General features: G+C 45.5%; 19 protein-coding genes. 12 read left to right on the top strand and 7 right to left on the bottom strand.

The genetic code is table 11. From position 1 onward, the window contains the following. Positions 1–41: 41 nt before the first annotated feature. Complete coding sequence (locus QUB66_RS27040) at positions 42–860, bottom strand: class I SAM-dependent methyltransferase (protein WP_332970392.1); 819 nt, start codon at positions 858–860, stop codon at positions 42–44. 248 nt (positions 861–1,108) lie between these two features. On the opposite strand from QUB66_RS27040, the gene QUB66_RS27035 reads away from it, so the two are divergent. The 3 genes from QUB66_RS27035 to QUB66_RS27025 all read left to right on the top strand — a co-directional run bounded on the left by QUB66_RS27035 (position 1,109) and on the right by QUB66_RS27025 (position 4,059). Continuing rightward, positions 1,109–2,680: an NAD(P)H-quinone oxidoreductase subunit N gene (locus QUB66_RS27035; protein ID WP_265235322.1), complete on the top strand. Its 1,572-nt coding sequence runs from the start codon at positions 1,109–1,111 to the stop codon at positions 2,678–2,680. A gap of 239 nt (positions 2,681–2,919) precedes the next feature. Further along, entirely contained in the window at positions 2,920–3,537 is a 618-nt protein-coding gene (locus QUB66_RS27030) for a Uma2 family endonuclease (protein ID WP_332970391.1), read from the top strand. Between the two features lie 105 nt (positions 3,538–3,642). After that, complete coding sequence (locus tag QUB66_RS27025) at positions 3,643–4,059, top strand: GNAT family N-acetyltransferase (RefSeq protein WP_332970390.1); 417 nt, start codon at positions 3,643–3,645, stop codon at positions 4,057–4,059. Between the two features lie 11 nt (positions 4,060–4,070). On the opposite strand, the gene QUB66_RS27020 is transcribed toward QUB66_RS27025, so the two are convergent. After that, positions 4,071–4,421 (bottom strand): Spx/MgsR family RNA polymerase-binding regulatory protein, encoded by a 351-nt coding sequence (locus QUB66_RS27020; RefSeq protein ID WP_265235326.1) that lies wholly within the window; start codon positions 4,419–4,421, stop codon positions 4,071–4,073. On the opposite strand from QUB66_RS27020, the gene QUB66_RS27015 reads away from it, so the two are divergent. Beyond that, positions 4,415–4,570 carry a hypothetical protein gene (locus QUB66_RS27015; RefSeq protein WP_332970389.1) on the top strand — a complete coding sequence of 52 codons (156 nt, stop codon included), beginning with the start codon at positions 4,415–4,417 and terminating at the stop codon, positions 4,568–4,570. The two genes, QUB66_RS27020 and QUB66_RS27015, sit on opposite strands and share 7 nt — an antisense overlap. 56 nt (positions 4,571–4,626) lie before the next feature. Here the strand turns inward: QUB66_RS27015 and QUB66_RS27010 are convergent, their stop codons facing one another. Then, entirely contained in the window at positions 4,627–5,070 is a 444-nt protein-coding gene (locus tag QUB66_RS27010) for a DUF4332 domain-containing protein (protein WP_265235327.1), read from the bottom strand. Between the two features lie 392 nt (positions 5,071–5,462). Here QUB66_RS27010 and QUB66_RS27005 point away from each other — a divergent pair, with 392 nt between their 5' ends. From QUB66_RS27005 to rpmF, 5 genes are all read left to right on the top strand, one after another. After that, a complete protein-coding gene (locus QUB66_RS27005; protein WP_332970388.1) occupies positions 5,463–6,848 on the top strand; it encodes an aminopeptidase P family protein in 1,386 nt (461 codons plus the stop codon). A 185-nt stretch (positions 6,849–7,033) separates the two neighbouring features. Then, the gene (locus tag QUB66_RS27000) at positions 7,034–8,599 is read left to right on the top strand and encodes an adenylate/guanylate cyclase domain-containing protein (protein WP_442923334.1); all 1,566 of its coding nucleotides are present in this window, start codon (positions 7,034–7,036) and stop codon (positions 8,597–8,599) included. A gap of 341 nt (positions 8,600–8,940) precedes the next feature. Beyond that, positions 8,941–9,924 (top strand): GntR family transcriptional regulator, encoded by a 984-nt coding sequence (locus QUB66_RS26995; RefSeq protein WP_265235331.1) that lies wholly within the window; start codon positions 8,941–8,943, stop codon positions 9,922–9,924. 153 nt (positions 9,925–10,077) lie between these two features. Beyond that, positions 10,078–11,967 (top strand): hypothetical protein, encoded by a 1,890-nt coding sequence (locus QUB66_RS26990; protein ID WP_332970386.1) that lies wholly within the window; start codon positions 10,078–10,080, stop codon positions 11,965–11,967. A gap of 367 nt (positions 11,968–12,334) precedes the next feature. Next, positions 12,335–12,508: a 50S ribosomal protein L32 gene (rpmF, locus tag QUB66_RS26985; protein ID WP_006632406.1), complete on the top strand. Its 174-nt coding sequence runs from the start codon at positions 12,335–12,337 to the stop codon at positions 12,506–12,508. 152 nt (positions 12,509–12,660) lie between these two features. Here rpmF and queA read toward each other — a convergent pair whose 3' ends face one another. After that, complete coding sequence (gene queA, locus QUB66_RS26980) at positions 12,661–13,785, bottom strand: tRNA preQ1(34) S-adenosylmethionine ribosyltransferase-isomerase QueA (RefSeq protein WP_332970385.1); 1,125 nt, start codon at positions 13,783–13,785, stop codon at positions 12,661–12,663. Between the two features lie 155 nt (positions 13,786–13,940). On the opposite strand from queA, the gene QUB66_RS26975 reads away from it, so the two are divergent. Together QUB66_RS26975 and QUB66_RS26970 are read left to right on the top strand one after the other, a co-directional pair. Further along, positions 13,941–14,330: a hypothetical protein gene (locus QUB66_RS26975; protein WP_265235338.1), complete on the top strand. Its 390-nt coding sequence runs from the start codon at positions 13,941–13,943 to the stop codon at positions 14,328–14,330. 26 nt (positions 14,331–14,356) lie between these two features. Beyond that, complete coding sequence (locus QUB66_RS26970; protein ID WP_265235339.1) at positions 14,357–14,479, top strand: hypothetical protein; 123 nt, start codon at positions 14,357–14,359, stop codon at positions 14,477–14,479. Positions 14,480–14,526: 47 nt separating this feature from the next. Here QUB66_RS26970 and QUB66_RS26965 read toward each other — a convergent pair whose 3' ends face one another. Then, complete coding sequence (locus tag QUB66_RS26965) at positions 14,527–15,096, bottom strand: YraN family protein (RefSeq protein WP_332970384.1); 570 nt, start codon at positions 15,094–15,096, stop codon at positions 14,527–14,529. A 14-nt stretch (positions 15,097–15,110) separates the two neighbouring features. On the opposite strand from QUB66_RS26965, the gene QUB66_RS26960 reads away from it, so the two are divergent. Beyond that, positions 15,111–15,623, top strand: coding sequence for a pentapeptide repeat-containing protein (locus QUB66_RS26960; protein ID WP_265235341.1), 513 nt, complete (start codon positions 15,111–15,113; stop codon positions 15,621–15,623). Positions 15,624–15,668: 45 nt separating this feature from the next. Here the strand turns inward: QUB66_RS26960 and dnaG are convergent, their stop codons facing one another. Both dnaG and QUB66_RS26950 read right to left on the bottom strand, forming a co-directional pair. Then, complete coding sequence (dnaG, locus tag QUB66_RS26955; protein ID WP_332970383.1) at positions 15,669–17,666, bottom strand: DNA primase; 1,998 nt, start codon at positions 17,664–17,666, stop codon at positions 15,669–15,671. 313 nt (positions 17,667–17,979) lie between these two features. Then, complete coding sequence (locus tag QUB66_RS26950; RefSeq protein ID WP_332970382.1) at positions 17,980–18,930, bottom strand: glycosyltransferase family 10 domain-containing protein; 951 nt, start codon at positions 18,928–18,930, stop codon at positions 17,980–17,982. Positions 18,931–19,068: the final 138 nt, after the last annotated feature.

Here is a 19,068-nt window from a genome sequence, read left to right as displayed (position 1 = left end):
CCAGCCATCAAAACCCTTCGCAGTGAGGACTAAAGTCCTCACTACAAACCAATTATGGATTTGCGGGCAACTACAAAAAACATTGTGACATCGTTCCAAAAGTCTTGTGCGCTTGAGACTGCATTTATTGCGGTAAAATAGTCTTGTTTGCACTGTTCCCATTGCTGGGATGACCATTGCACTCCCTGAAGTCCAAATGCGCTGTTTGCGTTGCCATTCCAAGCAGCTTCTGCATCTTGCAAGTAGAAGCCAAATTGCTCGTTCGTAATTTCAATATCCTCAAACCCGATCGATCGCAGAATTTGGCAACATTTCTCGTGCGTTCCCAGTAACTCGTTGGGATTGGGAATGGTAATGCCGTATCGCTGCACCACTTCCCGAAACAATACAGATGCCGTTGGAGAGGTTTCGGCCAGACAGGAAAAGGCGACAACTCCGCCCGGTTTCAGAGCATTGTACCATTGACGGAGGGCTTGCGGAATATCTGTCAGATAGACGATCGCACTGGAACACAAAACTGCATCAAATTGGCTTTCCCGAAATTCTTGTTCGTCGGCGTCTGCTTCCGCAAACTCGATATTCGCCAGCCCTAAACCTGCCACTTTTTTCCTCGCTTGCTGCAACATTCCCAAAGCAAAATCAGTTCCCAAAACACTGCCCGCAGGCCCAACAACCTCCGCAGCCGCAATCGCCGCTAAACCCGTTCCGGTGGCGATATCTAAAACTTGCTGGCCCGATCGCAATTTTGCGAGTTCTACTAACCGAGTTGCAGCTTGTTTGTGAAATTCATTTTCGTAGTTCTGGCGGTTGTTAAAGTCGTTGAGAATCTGCTGTTTGTAGGCAATTAGCGAGTCAGTCATGCCGAGTGATTGGTTGGATTTTCTATATTGTGGCTTAATTCTTCAGTCCGCGTCGGCGGACATTGTTTGACAATAAGCGGTTTCAACCGCCGAATCCCGCCAACTCCCGCCGACTCCCCGCAACAAACACCTGCCCAAGTGGGATCGCGAAGCAGCAATCGGTTACAATCCAGTTTGGTAAAGAATTTTTACTAATTCGCTGCCCATTACAGCCATTTGGGTCTGTACTAACCAACCTGCGTGAAAATATGGATTTTGCTACTCTTGCCGCCCAGCTAAATGCTGGAACTATCTTGCCCGAGGGAATCATCATTGTCACCCTCTTGGTGGTTCTCGTCGGCGATTTAATCGTAGGCCGCAGTTCCTCTAATTGGACTCCCTACGTTGCCGTTGCGGGTTTGCTAGCCGCCGTTGGTGCTTTGTGTTTGCAGTGGGATAACGTTAATACCATCTCGTTTCTGGGTGGTTTTAACAGCGATGCCTTGAGTTTGGTGTTTCGCGGAATTATCGCTTTGACTACGGCTGTCACTATTTTGATATCCGTCCGCTATGTACTGCAAACGGGTACTGCTTTAGCGGAATTTATCTGCATTTTGCTCAGCGCTACTTTGGGAGCAATGTTCCTTTCCGGCGCTAATGAATTGGTGATGATTTTTATTTCGTTGGAAACTCTGAGTATCTCGTCTTATTTGCTGACGGGTTACACAAAACGCGATCCGCGTTCCAATGAAGCTGCTTTGAAATATTTGTTAATTGGTGCGTCTTCTTCGGCGGTGTTTCTCTACGGTTTGTCGCTGCTGTACGGGTTGTCTGGTGGCCAAACTACGCTAAGTGCGATCGCAGCTAACCTGTCTACTGTGAATGAAGGTCAATCTCTCGGTTTGGTGATTGCATTGGTTTTTGCGATCGCCGGAATCGCCTTCAAAATCTCCGCAGTTCCTTTCCACCAATGGACTCCAGACGTTTATGAAGGTTCACCAACACCCGTTGTCGCCTTCCTTTCCGTCGGTTCCAAAGCCGCCGGTTTTGCCCTAGCCATCCGGTTGTTAACAAGTGCATTCCCCGCACTTATCGAACAGTGGCACTTCGTATTCACAGCCTTAGCCATACTCAGCATGGTGTTGGGTAATGTAGTTGCCCTCGCCCAGACTAGCATGAAGCGGCTTTTGGCTTATTCGTCGATCGCCCAAGCCGGTTTTGTCATGATTGGTTTGGTTGCAGGAACCGAAGCCGGTTACTCCAGCATGATATTTTATCTGTTGATTTACCTGTTTATGAACCTAGGCGCATTCGCCTGCATCATCCTGTTCTCCCTGCGGACTGGAACCGACCAAATCAGCGAATACTCGGGCTTGTATCAAAAAGATCCTCTGCTAACTTTAGCCTTAAGTATTTGCCTGCTTTCTCTCGGCGGAATTCCCCCCCTGGCTGGATTTTTCGGCAAAATCTATCTGTTTTGGGCAGGCTGGCAAGCTGGACTTTACGGCTTAGTTATCCTGGCATTAATTACCAGCGTAGTTTCGATTTACTACTACATCCGCGTCGTCAAGATGATGGTAGTAAAAGAACCTCAAGAGATGTCGGATGCGGTGAAGAACTATCCCGAAGTTCGCTGGAACCTTCAGGGAATGCGACCTTTGCAAGTCAGCGTCGTACTAACTTTAGTCGCGACAACATTGGCTGGAATTTTGTCTAATCCTTTGTTTAACTTAGCAAACGATTCAGTCACCAAAACCCCCATGTTGCAATCGGCAATTAGTCAGGTTGTACCGACTTATGCTGTGAAAGTTGAATCGAATCTTTTGTCTCGCAACGATTAATTTTAGTGGGATTTGAAAGATTGGAAAGCGCCTAATTGTCAAAGATTAGGCGCTTTTTTATATCTTCAACCTGCGGAGGCAGGTGAGAGTTTGTATAGACGCGGTTTCAACCGCCCGGTCTTCTGTAATCAAATTCAAATCGCCGATGATTGTGATATACTATTAGTCATGATTTTTAACCGCAGATTTAAGCAGATTAATACGGATTAACGCAGATAAAATATAGTGGAGGTGTAAAAATGTTAGTAAAAACCAAGTCAAAGTTTTATACTCCAGATGAGTACCGACAGTTAGAAGAAACTACCGAGTTTAGAAATGAATACCGCGATGGAGAAATTGTAGAGATGGCAGGCGGCACAATTAATCACAGCCGGATTATCCGAAATTTGAGTAGAGTTTTGGGAAACTTGCTTGAGGGGAAACCTTTTGAGCTTTTTCACAACGATTTGCGGCTGTGGATTCCTCGATACCGGCGGGGAACTTACCCGGATATTATGGTGATTGAAGGAGAACCAGTTTTTACGGAAGGACATACCGACGAGATACTCAATCCAATCATGATTGTGGAAGTCCTTTCTAAGTCTACCAAGGATTTCGATAGAGAGGATAAATTTCGGTTTTATCGCTCGATTCCTGAATTCCGCGAGTATATATTAGTCAATCAATCCGATTTTTTAGTCGCACAGTATATTAAAAATGAATCGAATCAATGGTTGTTTCAGGAATATGAGGGAGAATCGGCAATAGTTGCTTTCGCTACGCTGGGAGTACAAATGTCGATGAGCGAGATTTACAACAAAGTAGTATTTGAAACGGAGGAAACGGAGGAAACGGAGGAAACAGAAGTACAGGAATGAAATTCAGACTATTGGGTGATGCAATATCCAGCTTGGTAACACTAAAACAATAATAATTTGGTTGGTGGTGAGGAATTTAGTCCTCTGATTTTTCTGAGGTAAAAAATGGATAACTACCGCATAGTCGAGACTTTGACGGAAAGTCAGGTTTCTGACTTGATGGATTTGTACAAAAACGAGTTTTGGTGCGACAAGCGGAGGCGGGAGGATGTGGTGAAAATGCTTGCCGCTACTGATGTTACCATTGGTTTGGTCGATGAGGGCGATCGGCTAATTGGCATTACCCGCGTCATCACCGATTTTGTCTACAGGGCGATGATTTTTGATGTGATTGTCAAGCCGACACACAGAAAAATGGGACTGGGCGCGGTATTGATGGATGCAGTTTTCAATCATCCCGAATTGCAAGCCGTGGAGAGTTTTTCGCTTAATTGTTTGCCGAAAATGATACCATTTTACGATCGCTGGGATTTCACGGACGACCTGGGAGAAATTAAGGTTATGCGGCGCAAAAACCGCTAAACTCAGCTAATTTAAAGCCCAAGTTTTTCTCTAATCGCATCTGCTTTGAAACCTACTAAAACAGCAGTTCCATCTTTAACAAAAAGAGGACGTTTCAGCAGCATCGCATCCTTAGCAAAAGCCTCCACCCACTCTTCACTCGTCCAGTCTTGCTTCTCGTCGCCCAACGCGCGGTAAGATTGACCAGAAGTATTTCGCATTGGTTGAAAACCTAAAGCTTTGACCCAGTTTTGAATTGTTTCGCGATTGGGTGGCTGTTCTTTTGTGTTGATAAACTCGTAAGTAATGCTGTAATCTTTGAGCCACTGCATAGCTTTTTTGCAGGTGCCGCAGTTCGGGATTCCGTAAACTTGAATTGACATATAAAGAAGGAAGAAGGAAGAAGGAAGAAGGAAGAAGGAAGAAGGAAGAAGGAAGAAGAAGGAAGAAGGAATCGACTGTACGAGCTTCAGTAATTAAGAACTTCCTAAACGTCTTAAGAACTCATATACTGTTGACTAATGACTCTTGACTAATGACTCTTGACTAATGACTAATGACTAATGACTAATGACTAATGACTCTTGACTAATGACTCTTGACTAATCTAGCTTGTTGAATCCATTGTTGCACGCGATCGACTGAAGGAGTCAAATCATTGCGCTGCATTGTGGCTACATGGAGTCTGAGGATTTGTTGGTGCAACCTCTCCACGGGCATTTGAGCCAGTTGAGCCGCAGAAGCAACGCCCGCGTGCAGCAACAGCCCGCAATATTGACAGCCTACGCTCGGAATTCGAGCCAACTCTGCCATTGCTACCCATTTATTAATATGTTTAACGTTAATCTGTAATTGATGTGCTAGCAACACTTTTGCTGCTTGTGTTTTCGTCATCCGAATTAGTTGTCCGATTGTGGTGATGCCACATTCTTCTAGTTGAGACTGGTTTTCATTGGTCAATCCTGGCAAGTGTTCGATTGGCCAGTCGCGTACTTGCACGGAAGTTTTAGAGGCTGTGTGAGAAGTTTTCATGTTTTTTACGTGAATTTACTTATACTTTAAAGTCTAAAATATAAAGAGTCAATAGAAACGATCGCCTAGCGCGCAAAATCAACAACAACCAAACCAACGAATTTGGCTGATTGCGGGTGTTCAATTTTTGCTATATTGCTTGCACTGTAATGCTTATAGCGTTTTTGTGTTCGCAGTCTGGCAGTGTTCCTGGTGAACACAATCATGTCGGCGATGACGACAAAGACGATCGCCAAGATAGTACCAAAGATCGCAGCCAAAAATCAAATAAAGATTAGACTTTTACTGAAAATGGCTGCTAAATTTGAAGTCAGGACTTTAATGCTTTAACGCTGAGAATCTAAGGAATGAAGTCCTGACTTCAAACCAATTCAAATTTTCACTTGTTACCGATGAAAACTAAAAACTACGATTTGTTAAGAACTACTTTACACCAACGGCGGCAAAAACTTGCCAATTTAGTGAATTTTCCGGTAATTCTCTGGTCTGGGCGCAGCATTCCTCGGAATTATCCGGCACTTGTTTACCCTTTTCGCGCCAGCAGTCACTTCCTATATTTTGCAGGTTTGCCGTTAGAAAATGCTGCGATTCGCTTAGAATCTGGCAAATTAGAACTGTTCTTAGATGATGCAGATCCTAGTAGCACACTTTGGCACGGGGAAATGCCGAAAAGAGCGGAAATTGCTGAATTAATTGGGGCTGATGCTGCTTTCCCCATGACTGAATTAAAAGCGCGCTCCACAAATAGCGCAACGATCGCCCTTCAGGATAGCTTGATTCGGTTGCAACAGTCGGATATTCTCGATCGCGCTCTTGCACCGTCCAAAGCGCCAACCGGCATCGATCTAGAATTGACTCAGGCAGTCGTATCGCTGCGCCTGAGCCACGATGCAGCCAGTTTGGTCGAATTGCGTCAAGCTGCGGCTGTCACCGTAGCAGCACACAAAGCGGGTATGGCGGCAACTCGAAATGCTCGAATCGAAGCGGGGATTCGCGCTGCAATGGAAAGTGTGATCATCTCGGAAAATATGACCTGTGCCTATCCGAGTATTGTCACGGTACAGGGCGAAGTTCTGCACAGCGAACATTATCACAATCCGCTACAAATAGGAGATTTGCTGTTAGCAGATGTCGGTGCAGAAACATCAATGGGATGGGCGGCTGATGTGACTCGCACTTGGCCTGTTTCCGGCAAGTTTTCGCCGACTCAAAGAGCGATTTATGATGTAGTTTTGGCAGCGCACGATGCTTGTATTGAGAAAATTAGTCCTGGGGTAGAATATCAAGATATTCACCTGTTAGCTGCTCGGATTATGGCAGAAGGATTGGTTGATTTGGGTATTTTGCGGGGGAATGTTGAAGATTTGGTAGCAATGGATGCTCACGCGCTGTTTTTTGTGCACGGAATCGGGCATTTAATCGGTTTGGATGTTCACGATATGGAAGATTTGGGCGATTTGGCTGGCTATGCAGCAGGAAGAACGAGAAGCAGTCGGTTTGGGTTGGGATTTTTGCGGCTGAATCGTGTTTTGCGTCCGGGAATGCTGGTATCGATCGAACCTGGTTTTTATCAAGTTCCGGCAATTTTGAATAACTCTGAAAATCGCGCCAAATATAAAGAGTTTGTAAAGTGGGACGAGTTGGAAAAATTCGCGGACGTGCGGGGCATACGCATTGAAGATGATATACTTGTTACCGAAGAGGGTAGAGAAGTATTAACAGGGAAATTGCCAGCGAAAGCTCAGGAAATTGAGGAGTTAGTTGCGGTAAGTATATAGGGATAGATCGCATTAGGGCGATCGTCCGCAGTTCCAACAGGCGAGAAAAAAGATAAAAAAAGATGAATAAAGCTTGGCAAACAGGTATTTTGATGTTAGTTGAAAAACTAGCAGCGCGAGTCCAAAAATTTGCAGCGCGGAGACTTGCGCGAATTTTTCGCAACCGTATATCCTCGCCGCCGCCGATGCAAGCTGCACCTTTGCCCAGCAACGAAGAAGAGAGACTAAAAGCACTTCACAGCTACCAGATTCTCGATACAGATGCCGACGAAGCTTTTGATGATCTAACAGCTTTAGCATCCCACATTTGCGGCACTCCTATTGCTTTAGTCAGCTTAATAGATGCTAACCGACAGTGGTTTAAATCAAAAGTCGGTTTGGACGCGGTAGAAACTCCTAGAGAGTTAGCATTTTGCGCTCACGCTATTTTAAATCCTAACGAATTGTTAGTTATACCCAATGCTCTCGAAGATGATCGCTTTGCGGGGAATCCGCTAGTAACTGCCAATCCCAATATTCGGTTTTATGCTGGAGCGCCGCTCGTAACTTCTGACGGTTTTCCAATAGGCACTTTGTGCGCGATAGATACAGTTCCGCGCCATCTCACGCCAGAACAATTAGAAGCGCTGCGGACTTTAGGAAGGCAAGTTATTAGCCAAATGGAGTTGCGAATTAATTATGCTAAATTAAAGCGCGCCCAGATCCAACAACAACAAGTTGAAGCAAAACTCCGTTCTACTGATGAGCAAATTGTCAATTTTTTAGAAGGAATGAGCGATGCTTTTTTTGCTCTAGACCTCCAGTGGCGGTTTACTTACATCAATTACAAAGCATCGCAATTTTTGCAGCGTGCGCCGGAAGAACTTTTTGGGGAAATTTTTTGGGAACAGTTTCCAGATTTAATAAGTTCGGTATTTTATGAAGAGTGTCATGAAGCTGTAGCCAAACAAGTGGGAGTGACTTTTGATGAATATTATCGTCCCTTAAAAGTGTGGTTGGAAGTCCGGGCTTTTCCCAGTCACGATGGCATTTCTGTATTTTTTCACGACATCACCAAGCGCAAACAGATGGAATCTGCACTCAGGAAACAACAGAAAAAAACTGAGAATTTACTGCTAAATATTCTGCCAGAACCCATCGCCAACAGGTTGAGGCGCGAACCGGGGGTAATTGCCGACAAGTTTGAAAAAGCAACTATTCTTTTTGCTGATTTGGTGAATTTTACCCAAATTTCTACCACGATGTCCGCGACTAAATTGGTACATTTGCTAAATGAAATTTTCTCAACTTTTGACCAACTTACTGACAAGCACGGGTTGGAAAAAATTAAGACGATCGGGGACGCTTACATGGTAGCGGGCGGTATTCCGATTGAACGCCCAGATCACGCAGAGGCGATCGCCGAAATGGCGCTGGATATGCTAGTAGCAATTCAGGAATTAAATGTGAAGCTAGACGCAAAATTTGATATCCGCATTGGGATTAATAGCGGCCCGGTGGTGGCGGGGGTAATCGGTACTAAAAAATTCATTTATGATTTGTGGGGAAATGCAGTAAATACAGCCAGCCGCATGGAATCTCACGGCATCCCCGGCCGCATTCAAGTTAGTTTTTATACTTACGATTTGCTGTCAGATAAATATGAATTTGAAGAGCGTGGCTTGATTGAAATTAAGGGTAAAGGGGAAATGCGGACTTATTTTATGACTGGTAGAAAGATAGCAAGCGAGATGGAAATAGTCGGAGAGTAAATATAGCATAGGGAAGTTCGGCAACGGATTTTTTAAGGGATTTAACGGAGGTCACGGATAGAGGGAATAGCGGATTTACCGCATGGATTTCAGCAATTAAGAATGTCCTGACGATGATGGCGGTTGCTATAAAGTTAAGACTTGAAAGTACCTGAACAATCAGGGGAATTCGGGAGGCTGCGATCGATCGCCAATCAGCCCCGATCGCAAACTAAGCAAAACCGCCGTCACAGATGAACCAAATCAGATTATGCTATACACACGCAGAGATATCCAAGCAATCCCAGGCGCGGTACTCGACGTTATAAAAATACTAAGTTGAAGTCGTCGGAGCCTTTAATATGGTTCAGTTTCATATTCAAACAGATAGTGATATTCCAGCGTCCACGCAACTATTCAATCAAATCAGGTTTGCGATCGCCTCGCGCCAGTTTCCACCCGGACACCGCTTGCCCAGTACCAGGCAACTAGCAATGCAGACGGGTTTGCACCGCAACACCATCAGCAAAGTATATCGACAACTCGAAAATACCGGACTTGTAGAAGCCCAAGCCGGATCGGGCATTTACGTCCGCGCTCAAGGCCACGAAGGTGGCAGCAAACTCAAATCCCCGATCCTTGATGAATATCCCCTGGCTAACAAAATAATTCAAGAAAGTATGGATCAACTGCTGGGACAGGGCTGTACGCTCAACCAAGCAAGGGAATTATTTTTGGCAGAAATTGACTGGCGACTCAGGTGTAGTGCGCGGGTGGTCGTCACAGCCCCCACAGAAGACATCGGCGTGGGCGAGCTGATGGCGAAAGAACTGGAACAAGCTTTGCGGATTCCCATCCAGTTAGTAGCGATGGAAGATTTAGGTACTTTTCTGGATAACATCTCTGCGGGAACTGTAATCACCAGTCGTTATTTTATCGGACAAGCGGAGTTAATTTCGGCGCCCCGTTCGGTGCGAGTGATTCCCGTAGACATCTATGATTATGTTGAGGAAATTCAGTTAGTGGGGAATTTGCCTAAGGATAGTTATTTGGGTATCGTCAGTTTGAGTTCGGGAATGTTGCGATCGACTGAAGTGATTATCCACAGTCTCCGGGGCGAGGATTTGCTGGTGATGACGGCTTTGCTGTCGGATGCCTACAAGATTAACTCGATCGTGCGATCGGCGAGAACAATTTTCTGCGACCAACCGAGCTTTGCTACAGTAAAAGCTGCCATTAACGCCGCCAGAGAGGATATTATTCGTCCCCCGCAACTGGTATGCTCCGAAAATTATATCGGATCTAAGTCGATTAATTTGCTCAAGCGCGAGTTGGGCTTGGGGTAAGTCAGTTGACAGTGGACAGTTGACAGTTGACAGTTGACAGAAGGAAGAGGGGGAGATTGGGAGATTGGGAGATTGGGAGATAATTGTCTAATTACCAATTACCAATTACCAATTACCAAATCTAAATGTGGTGATATCAGAAAGAGGAAAAATATGACAGTAGCAGCGCGACAAAGCAAGGCACAAATTCTAGAAGTAGAGTTGCAAAAGCACTTGCAAACAGCCGGATTTAAAAATTTACCGCTTTATATCAGTTGCGATTTTCGAGATGATTCTTTAACCGTTGTGGGAGAACACCCACGCAGTTTAGTTCTCAAAGCTAAACCGACTTTTGCGGTACTAGAAGCAGCAATTCTCGAAATAGAACCGGAAACTATTCAACAGATTGGACTTTGCTTAAAAATGACTGGGCAAAAACAGCCCTATGCTTTCCATTCTTTTACAATGCACAACCCTGTTTTGTCAAGACCCAAAACAGTGGAAGTGCGAAAGAAAACCAAGGAAATACCCGCAGCAGAAACGGGGATTGTGCTAGCAACAAATGCGGCAGATACGGCGGATGCAGCGGAGGAAATGCCGTTAGAAACAGATATTAAAGAGCAGGGAGATCATGAATATTTTCCTGATTTGTCTGAGAGTTCCAACAATTCCGATCCGATCGCCTTTAGAGTAGCTGCAATTCCTGGAGATTTTGCAGAAAATCCCTTCAATCCGCTAGACATGGAAGCGGTAACAGTTTCTCAAACACCAAAGTATTCACCGTGGGCGGTGCTGGCGGCGACAGGAATCGTCAGCTTGGCGGCGATAATTTTGGCAGGGGGTTATTACCTGTTGAGCCGCCCCTGTGTGATCGGAGAATGCCCTGCACTAGCTAATGCTAAACAGTTGAGCGACAATTCGGTAAGGACGCTGAAAACTTCCAAGGTTGCTAACAGCCCGGAAGAAGCGCAGGAACAGTTAAAAGGGGCGATCGCACTTTTGGAACCAATTCCCCCTTGGTCAATTCATCGCAGTGAGGCTCAAACCGCCCTGGAAAGCTATCGCGAGCAAAATCAAAATATCCAATCTGCGATCGATGCAGCGCGTCTGGCACAGTCGGCAGCCCGGAAAACCGAAAATCCGTCTTATTCTGCCGAGAGTGCGAAGGAAGCGCAGGCTCTGTGGCAAAGTGCGATCGCTCAACTCGGAGAAATCCCCAAAGACAGCCCAGTTTATCCGTATGCTCAAAGAAAGACGAAGGAATACCGGAAGAATTTAGCAAGTGGAAATCGGCTCCTGGGCGCAGAAACAAAAGCCGAAAAAACGTTGCTTGCAGCCAAAAGTACAGCTCAAATAGCAGAAGCTCGCGAAGCAGTAGCTCAGACAGCCGAGACATGGGGACAAGTGCAAGCAGGTTGGGAAAAAGCTCTGGACACCCTAGCAGAAATTCCCGGCAATACGCAATCCTATCAACAAGGTAAACTGCTAGCTCCGAAATACGAAACCAAGCTTTCACAAGCTCGCGAACGCAAAAATGTTGAAGGAATTTCGGAAAATGCCTACACTCAAGCTGTGACTTTAGCAGCAGAAGCTAGAATTTTTGAGGGCAAAAACGGCTGGTTTAAAGCATCAGAAAACTGGCGGAGAGCTTTGAGTTATGCCGAGCAAGTTCCGGTGGCTACTTCTTATTCCCAAAAAGCTAAACCGCTGATCGAATCCTACAAAATTTCATTGCAGCAAGCTGAAGTTAAGTTGCGGGAAGAAAGGAATCTGCAAAAAGCGCGCACGGATTTGGATAGAACTTGCAAAGGCAAGCCGAAGATTTGCGATTATACTGTTAGTAGTGGTTTGATTGCGGTGCAGATGACTCCCGGTTATGTGGAGAAGTTGCAACAAACTTTCATTCAGGCAAATAACAATAATTCTGTTAAGACTCGCCAAGCTGTGGAAAAGCACGTTGAAACTTTGCAAAAGGCCTTGGAGGCGATCGCCGAAAACGCGAAAATTCCGATGCAGGTTTACGATGGCGATGGTAAGCGGATTGCTAGTCACGAACCGAAGTAAGTGCGTTGAAGTGTGTTGAAGTGCGATCGTCCTGGCTCAGCTTAATATCGGCCGCGTCTTGTTTGTGGGGATGCTAGGTTGAGCTTGTCTGGCTAAACTAGGTGTAGGAGATTTAAATGTAGGGTGCGTCAGCCGGGGATTTTAGGTGTTTTTTGAGAAGCCGATCGCGCTGTGCACCCTTGAGGGATTTAAATGTAGGGTGCGTTAGTCTGGCGATTGTAGGTGTTGTTTGAGCAGCTAACTGCTGATGTACCGTACTACTTGATACTACTTCCCAAACAATTGTTGTCGGAGAGTCGATCGAGCCTGTGAGGCAAAATCGGCTAGAATATTTGTTTGTCTATACAATCCGAAAGTATTTAGCGTCATGGCAGTCCCTAAGAAGAAAACCTCCAAATCCAAGAAGAATATGCGTAAGGCCACATGGAAGCGCAAAGCTGTAGTGGCAGCTCAGAAAGCTCTGTCCCTGGGCAAATCGGTTCTGACTGGGCGTTCCAACAGCTTTGTGTATCCCGGCAATGAAGAAGAGGAGGAAGAATAAATAGATTAAAAATTAACCATTGGCATTTCTGATATTTTGCACCATTCTCGGTTGACAGGCTTTCCTGGCTGTTGAGCAACACATATATTTTCTTGTGGGTGGCCACTTCGGGCCGCCCTAAAGGAAAGCTTGAGAATGGTGCTAAATATGAGTTAATCCTTCCTTACATCCGGTAAAATCAGCATGGCATCGCCAAAAGAATAAAATCTGTACTGGTGATCGATCGCCTCTCGGTATAAATCCAACAGCCGAGGCCTTCCCACCATCGCACTTAACATCATCATCAAAGTAGAGCGCGGCAAGTGAAAATTGGTAATCATCCCGTCCACAACCCGCCACTTGTAACCGGGATAAATAAACAAATTTGTCTGGCCGCAAAAAGGTTGCAAGGAAAAATCGCCACTCGCCGCGGCAGATCCCTCTAAAGCTCGCACTGCTGTAGTACCCACCGCAAAGATCCGCCCGCCTCTAGCTTGAGTTTCGCGGATTTTCTCTACGGTGGCGGCCGATACTTCCACCCATTCATTGTGCATTTGGTGAGTCGTCACGTCTGCCACCTCCACGGGGCGAAACGTCCCTACTCCGACGTGGAGGGTGACAAAAGTTTTGTCAATTCCCCGCTGCTCCAAGCGGCTAAACAATTCTTCGGTGAAGTGCAGACCTGCTGTGGGGGCCGCCACCGCCCCAGGTTTTTCGGCATAAACAGTCTGGTACTGTTCCGGCGAAGCTTGGGACTTGTCAATGTATGGCGGCAGGGGTACATGGCCGTATTCGTCCAAAAACTTCGCCAGAGTCGCATCTGTGGGGATGTCAAACTCTAACAGCCGTCCTCCTGTTGACTCATCCCTGGCAATTACTGTAGCAGTCAATCGACGATCGACTGCCACAGCGTCGGGAAGGCAACAGCAAGGGCCTGCGGATTCTTCACAGTGTGGATCAAACTCAATTTTTGCTCCTAATTTTAAGCGTTTCCCTGGTTTAACCAAAGCGAGCCAGCAGTTGTGCTGCCGTTCTTCCATCAACAATATCTCCACAGCCGGGCCGTTGGGTTTGTGCCCGTAGAGCCTCGCTGGCAACACGCGGGTGTTGTTCAGTACCAGCAGGTCTCCGGGTTCTAGCAAATCGGGTAAATCCCGGAAAATCCGGTGTTGGTGACTGCTGGGAGAGTCTACCACCAGCAACCGAGAACTGTCCCTCGGCACTACGGGATTTTGGGCAATGCGCGAGGGCGGAAGTTCGTAGTCATAACCGTCCAAAGACCAGTCAATCTCTGTCATCTGGTGAATTCCTGTCAAAAATCTGTCAACTGGGTAACAAATTGGGTAAAAACCCCCATCTCAAGTCGGGTGGTTTTCCCCTTGTGGTGGCGGGTAGAGTCCGCGAGTATAGAGGTATAGCATCAGCTTTGCTCATAAGGCTCATAAGGATCGTTATGGAATACCTCTACTACATCGCCAATACTAGCCTTACTCTGAGAGTCGTGGATTACCTACGCACAGCTCATCATCTTCCCTTGCAATTTATCACTGTTATTCACCAAATAGACGGCTGGGTGGTGAAGGTGAAAATGAGCCAATATTTAACTCCAGGAATGCACGGAGATTTTCGGGCTTTTATGAACGAACTGGGGATTCCTTACGATCCTGAAATTCGCTTGCAGATGGCACTTTGGAGTTTGGAAACCGGACAGTCGCCGCTGAGCGTGATGCGTCGCTACCAGGTGGCAGTGGTTTGTCACGGCAGTCCTGACCGTAAGGAAATTGAAGCGTTTCGCCAACAGTTTGTCAAGGGTCTGGGATATTGCCCGGAAACTTTGGCCTAGACTGCTACGCATATAAATTAACTGTGATGGCAGAGAGAGAGGGGGAGAAGGCGATCGGGGGAGAGGATTTAACGCTGTTTCCACGTCCGTTAAAGTTGAAGAGAGATATGGGCGGCAGTAAGGGCAAGTTAACAATTAAAAATTACTAAGTGGCATTGCTTTTTGATTTTACCGTGTAATTTTTAATTTGACATTTCTAATTACTAAAAGCCGATCGAATGTATTCTTGCAGGGTGAGCAGGTAATTTCCGGCAAGGACGGATTGAGAGTTAGGCACCGTTAAGGGTGGTACTATATGCTTCGTGTTTTGCCGTGAGGGTTCGCACCTGACTAGGGCGACATCAAAGCGACAAGAATTATTTGCTAAATCTGGACGAGTGCTTAAAAATATTTCGGCGGTTTGCCAAAGTTTGGCTTGTTTTGTGGCACTAACAGCCAGCATTCCGCCAGCATCCCAATTTCTGCGGCGGCGAGTTTTGACCTCTACAAAGGCTAATGTCGGGAATCGGTGATTGGGAATGCCTGGTTTTTTGGCGCTGTCTTCATCTTTTCCGAGAGCAATGATGTCAATCTCTCCCCAGCGACAGTGGTACTGTCGATGCAGAATTTCCCAACCTTGCTGCTGTAACCACTCGGCGACTAAGTTTTCTCCCAATGTGCCCAAAACCCTAGATTTTGGGGATTGAGGAGAGTTGGAGTCGGCGGGAGCTAGGGAAGAGGATCGCTTTCTGGTAAAATTCAATTCTGAACTTTCATCGCTGCCCATTAGCTTTAAATTGTATGACTTCTGGAATTCGCCAACATATTTATACTTTCTTGCTGAGTTTTATTATTTTAGCAGTAATTGCCGCTGGGGCGATCGCCATCAATCCCGCACCTGCTTTCGCCTTGGATCGTGACAAAGAAATTCTAGTTGGCGCTGATTTTAGTGGACAAGTTCTGACTAACGACAGTTTTAATAAAGCTAATCTTCGCAACAGCAATTTTACTAATGCAGATTTACGAGGCGTAAGCTTGTTTGGTGCCAATATGGAAGAGGCAAATTTAGAAGGCGCTAATTTAAGGGGTGCGACTTTGGATTTGGCTCGCATGATGAACGCAAATTTAACAAATGCTATCCTTGAGGGTGCTTTTGCTTACAATACCAGACTGGAAGGAGCTGTGATTGACGGTGCTGATTTTACTGAGACACTGCTGCGAGACGATATGATCGAAAAACTTTGTAAAGTCGCAAAAGGTACTAATCCGGTGACTGGGAGAGAGACTCGCGAAACTCTGTTTTGTGATTATTAAAAGATAGGACGTACGGTTTCAACCGCCGTGTCTTTTAAAATCTTATTAGCCCCAAGGTACGGAGGTTAAATCGTAAAAATTAACTTGACGCAGCCGCTCTAATTCCTCTATCCATTCTTGTTCGGCGCAGAGTTGCTGGTAATATTCTATGGCAGCATCGGTTTTCTGCCACATATCGAGTGCAATTCTCCGCCGCTTGATGCTGATGATTTGCTCGATACAGGCGATCGCAGATCGAATGACTAAAGGCGCGCGATAAACGTTTCTTTCGGAAAACTCGTTTAAATGAAATAAATGGGAGATTTGATTGAGTTGAGTAGGATATTCAATGAAGCTATCTTGCAATTTCAATATTAACTCAGTAGGCGCTGCTTGTAAATAGATGTTGTGCAATATTTCTGCATTCAAAATTAAGTGCCACAAAAATCTGTGATGAGACAAGCTAAACTGCACATCTCTAGCTTCTATGGCTTCTCTGACTTCTTGGCGGTATTCGGGACAGTGTAAGTAAATCTGCAATAATTGCGCTTCTGCTTCTTCTAACAGACTTCGGGCTGCTACTGAAAAGCCTGTTTTTGAGCTTTTGCTTTCGCTGGTACGTTGTTTTTTATATTGTTTGTTCGGCTTTAGCTTGTTTCTAATTAACAGAGGCATTGTCAAAGCTTCGTCTTGACTCAGCCGCTGTCCCCAATCGCTGACTACTTGATTTAATAAGTTTTCGGCGAGCATTTTTGTGAGTCGAAAATCTCCTTTGCTGAGGATTTCGGCGCATTTTTGTAGATAATGTGATAGCTGATTGTCATCAGTAATATTGGTTAATAATTTAATGATTTTTTTGGTAATTTGCTGGGAAGTATCCGCTTGCTTCAAATCTTGATTGACGAGCATTTGTTGTAGTTGCCAGTCGAGCCACAATGGAGCATTTTCGAGCAATTCTTGATATTGTTCTGGGGAGTATGTTTTGAGGTATTCGTCGGCATCTTTGCCGTCGGGAATGTTGAGCACTCGCAGTTGTACTTCTCCTTGATAGGCGAGTTGTTCTATTTCTCCAATGGCGCGCTCTGCTGCTTTGGTGCCTGCTTTGTCGGCGTCGAAGTTGAGGATAATTTGTTTGGAGTCAGTGTACCGCAATAACTGCCGCACTTGGTTTAAACTCAGGGCTGTGCCGAGGGAGGCGACGGCGTTGGAGATGCCCGCTGCCTGAAGTGCGATCGCATCAAAGTACCCCTCTACGACGATCGCGCGATCGGCTTTGCTAATGGCTGTTTTGGCTGTATCTAAGCCATATAAAGTCTTACCTTTATCGAACAGTTCTGTTTCGGGAGAATTGAGGTATTTGGGTTGTTCGTCGCCGAGAGCTCTGCCGCCGAAACCGATGACTCTGCCTTGGGTATCGCGAATGGGAATCATGATGCGGTTGCGGAAGCGATCGTAATAGCCACTGCCGCCTGATTTGCGTGGTACAATTAGTCCTGCTTGTTCTACTAATTGCGCGGGATAGTTTTTTTGTTCTACTAAATAACTATACAGTGCTTCCCAACCTTGGGGTGCATAACCTATTTGAAATTGTTGGATAGTTTCTTCGCTAAGTTTGCGATCGGATTTGAGATATGCTAAGGGTTCTTGTCCTTGGGTTTGCCGCAATGCGTGTTCGTAAAACTTGGCTGTTAGTGCTGAGATTTCATAGAGTTGTTCCCGCAGAGAAATTTGGCGCTGTAATTCTTGTCGGTGTTCTGGTTCGACTGTTTTGATGGGGACTTGATAATTTTTAGCTAGTTCTAATACTACTTCGCTGAAAGAGCGTTTCTCTAATTCCATGAGGAATTTAAAGGCATTCCCGCCTGCACCGCAGCCGAAGCAATAGTACATTTGTTTGGCTTGATTGACGGTGAAACTGGGAGATTTTTCGTCGTGGAATGGGCATAATCCGACGAATTCTTTGCCGCGTTTTTTTAAGATAACTCGACCGGAAATAACGTCTACTATGTCGGCTCTTTGTTTGACTTCTTCGATTGTTTCTGGGTGCAGCCTGGGAACTTGCATAGGGCTATTTTATGACAATTAAAAGTATGTTTATTTTGAACAATCGCACAATTTGAGTTTTCGTAGAAACCGGGTTTTTTATGAAAATATTTCGTTACAGCCCGTATCTTCGGCTTAAAAACTCGGTTTATTTGGTCTTAAGTAGGTGGTTACAAATAAACATTAGATGAGGAGAGGGCGGGTTTTGTACTCATCTTCTCGCTTGTATACGAGTGCTCTTAGCTGAACCCGCTCCTACCAGGGGCGGGTTGACCAACCATCTATAATTCCCACAAACAATTCACATAAACCCGCCCCACCAAGCGACTATTTCCTAAGATACAAAATTGGATAGCCAATTAAGCAAGTTCAATTCATGAAGAATAATTTGCCTAGCTTCAGCAATCTTCTCCCTCGCTTCTTGCCAATAATCCGCAGTAGCAATCACTTCTTTAATAAATTCTACTCCCTTTTGATCCAAACTAGGCAAGCGCAAAAAACTTCCCGCAGGCAACAACTTATCCGCCGCCGCACCGCCGTAATAAATCGGCAAATTCCAAGCTAACAAAGCATCCCAAAGTTTCTCGCTGACATACCAATCATTTTCTGCATAATTTTCAATAGCCAAATTGTAATAATAAGGTGCGACGGCGTGCCATTTATTGTTAACCGTGCCATTTCCCCACGCCCAAGTTGGCAAATTTCGCCCGTAAAGGTCAAAATCTAATTCTGCTTCTTGCAGCAATTTTATAAAATCTAATCTGCGCCGATGGTTGGCGGTGCGACTAACGCCCGAAGTTATCCAAGAACAGGATTTAGTTTTATTTGGTAGTGGCATTTCGTTCAATTCTCGAAATGAGTTAGAGTGATACCAAATCGCGGGCATATAATCGGGTTTGGGTGCGAAGTCGTCGGGCCCGGAAACGTAACCGCAATCAAGTTTTGCTTGTTCGTAGTTGGCTTTGGTGATCTCAATTACTTCTGCTAAAGGTGGCTCTCTAATTAGGTAGATAATGCGTTCTTTGGGAACGTTGCGGAATTTATCTCGAATGTCATTATCTGGATTTTGATGCTTGTATTGGCGTATTTTGTCGAGCCATGACTGCTGTTTGGGCTGTCGGGGAAAGTCGAATTGATACATGAGTAAAAAATCTGGTTCTGGATGGTTGGCGAGCATTTGAATGTTGCCCCATTTTCCGAAATCTTCCGGTGTTTGTTGCCACAACCAATCGCTTTGGTTCATGCCTGGGTATGTGGTAATTGTGCCGATAATTTTTGGGGTCATAAATTGATGTTTTGCGGGTTCTATTCTTGAGTCTGGGTAGGCAGACTTTGTTTGTGTAGTCGCGGTTGAAAGAGACTGTTGGCGAATTAAAAAAGGGTGAAACCAAACATCCCGTAATCCTGGCAAGAGAACTATGAT

The sequence above is a fragment of the Microcoleus sp. A2-C3 genome (assembly GCF_036706065.1).
In the GTDB taxonomy this organism is placed as follows: Bacteria; Cyanobacteriota; Cyanobacteriia; order Cyanobacteriales; family Microcoleaceae; genus Microcoleus.
The sequence above is the reverse complement of the archived record's forward strand: the minus strand, read 5'-3'. Positions and strand labels throughout refer to the sequence as shown.

Excerpts from the sequence above, each read along its gene's own strand:
- QUB66_RS27040 (WP_332970392.1), bottom strand. The coding sequence starts at position 860 with ATGACTGACTCGCTAATTGCCTACAAACAGCAGATTCTCAACGACTTT.
- QUB66_RS27035 (WP_265235322.1), top strand. The coding sequence starts at position 1,109 with ATGGATTTTGCTACTCTTGCCGCCCAGCTAAATGCTGGAACTATCTTG.
- QUB66_RS27030 (WP_332970391.1), top strand. The coding sequence starts at position 2,920 with ATGTTAGTAAAAACCAAGTCAAAGTTTTATACTCCAGATGAGTACCGA.
- QUB66_RS27025 (WP_332970390.1), top strand. The coding sequence starts at position 3,643 with ATGGATAACTACCGCATAGTCGAGACTTTGACGGAAAGTCAGGTTTCT.
- QUB66_RS27020 (WP_265235326.1), bottom strand. The coding sequence starts at position 4,421 with ATGTCAATTCAAGTTTACGGAATCCCGAACTGCGGCACCTGCAAAAAA.
- QUB66_RS27010 (WP_265235327.1), bottom strand. The coding sequence starts at position 5,070 with ATGAAAACTTCTCACACAGCCTCTAAAACTTCCGTGCAAGTACGCGAC.
- QUB66_RS27005 (WP_332970388.1), top strand. The coding sequence starts at position 5,463 with ATGAAAACTAAAAACTACGATTTGTTAAGAACTACTTTACACCAACGG.
- QUB66_RS27000 (WP_442923334.1), top strand. The coding sequence starts at position 7,034 with ATGCAAGCTGCACCTTTGCCCAGCAACGAAGAAGAGAGACTAAAAGCA.
- QUB66_RS26995 (WP_265235331.1), top strand. The coding sequence starts at position 8,941 with ATGGTTCAGTTTCATATTCAAACAGATAGTGATATTCCAGCGTCCACG.
- QUB66_RS26990 (WP_332970386.1), top strand. The coding sequence starts at position 10,078 with ATGACAGTAGCAGCGCGACAAAGCAAGGCACAAATTCTAGAAGTAGAG.
- rpmF (WP_006632406.1), top strand. The coding sequence starts at position 12,335 with ATGGCAGTCCCTAAGAAGAAAACCTCCAAATCCAAGAAGAATATGCGT.
- queA (WP_332970385.1), bottom strand. The coding sequence starts at position 13,785 with ATGACAGAGATTGACTGGTCTTTGGACGGTTATGACTACGAACTTCCG.
- QUB66_RS26975 (WP_265235338.1), top strand. The coding sequence starts at position 13,941 with ATGGAATACCTCTACTACATCGCCAATACTAGCCTTACTCTGAGAGTC.
- QUB66_RS26970 (WP_265235339.1), top strand. The coding sequence starts at position 14,357 with ATGGCAGAGAGAGAGGGGGAGAAGGCGATCGGGGGAGAGGATTTAACG.
- QUB66_RS26965 (WP_332970384.1), bottom strand. The coding sequence starts at position 15,096 with ATGGGCAGCGATGAAAGTTCAGAATTGAATTTTACCAGAAAGCGATCC.
- QUB66_RS26960 (WP_265235341.1), top strand. The coding sequence starts at position 15,111 with ATGACTTCTGGAATTCGCCAACATATTTATACTTTCTTGCTGAGTTTT.
- dnaG (WP_332970383.1), bottom strand. The coding sequence starts at position 17,666 with ATGCAAGTTCCCAGGCTGCACCCAGAAACAATCGAAGAAGTCAAACAA.
- QUB66_RS26950 (WP_332970382.1), bottom strand. The coding sequence starts at position 18,930 with ATGACCCCAAAAATTATCGGCACAATTACCACATACCCAGGCATGAAC.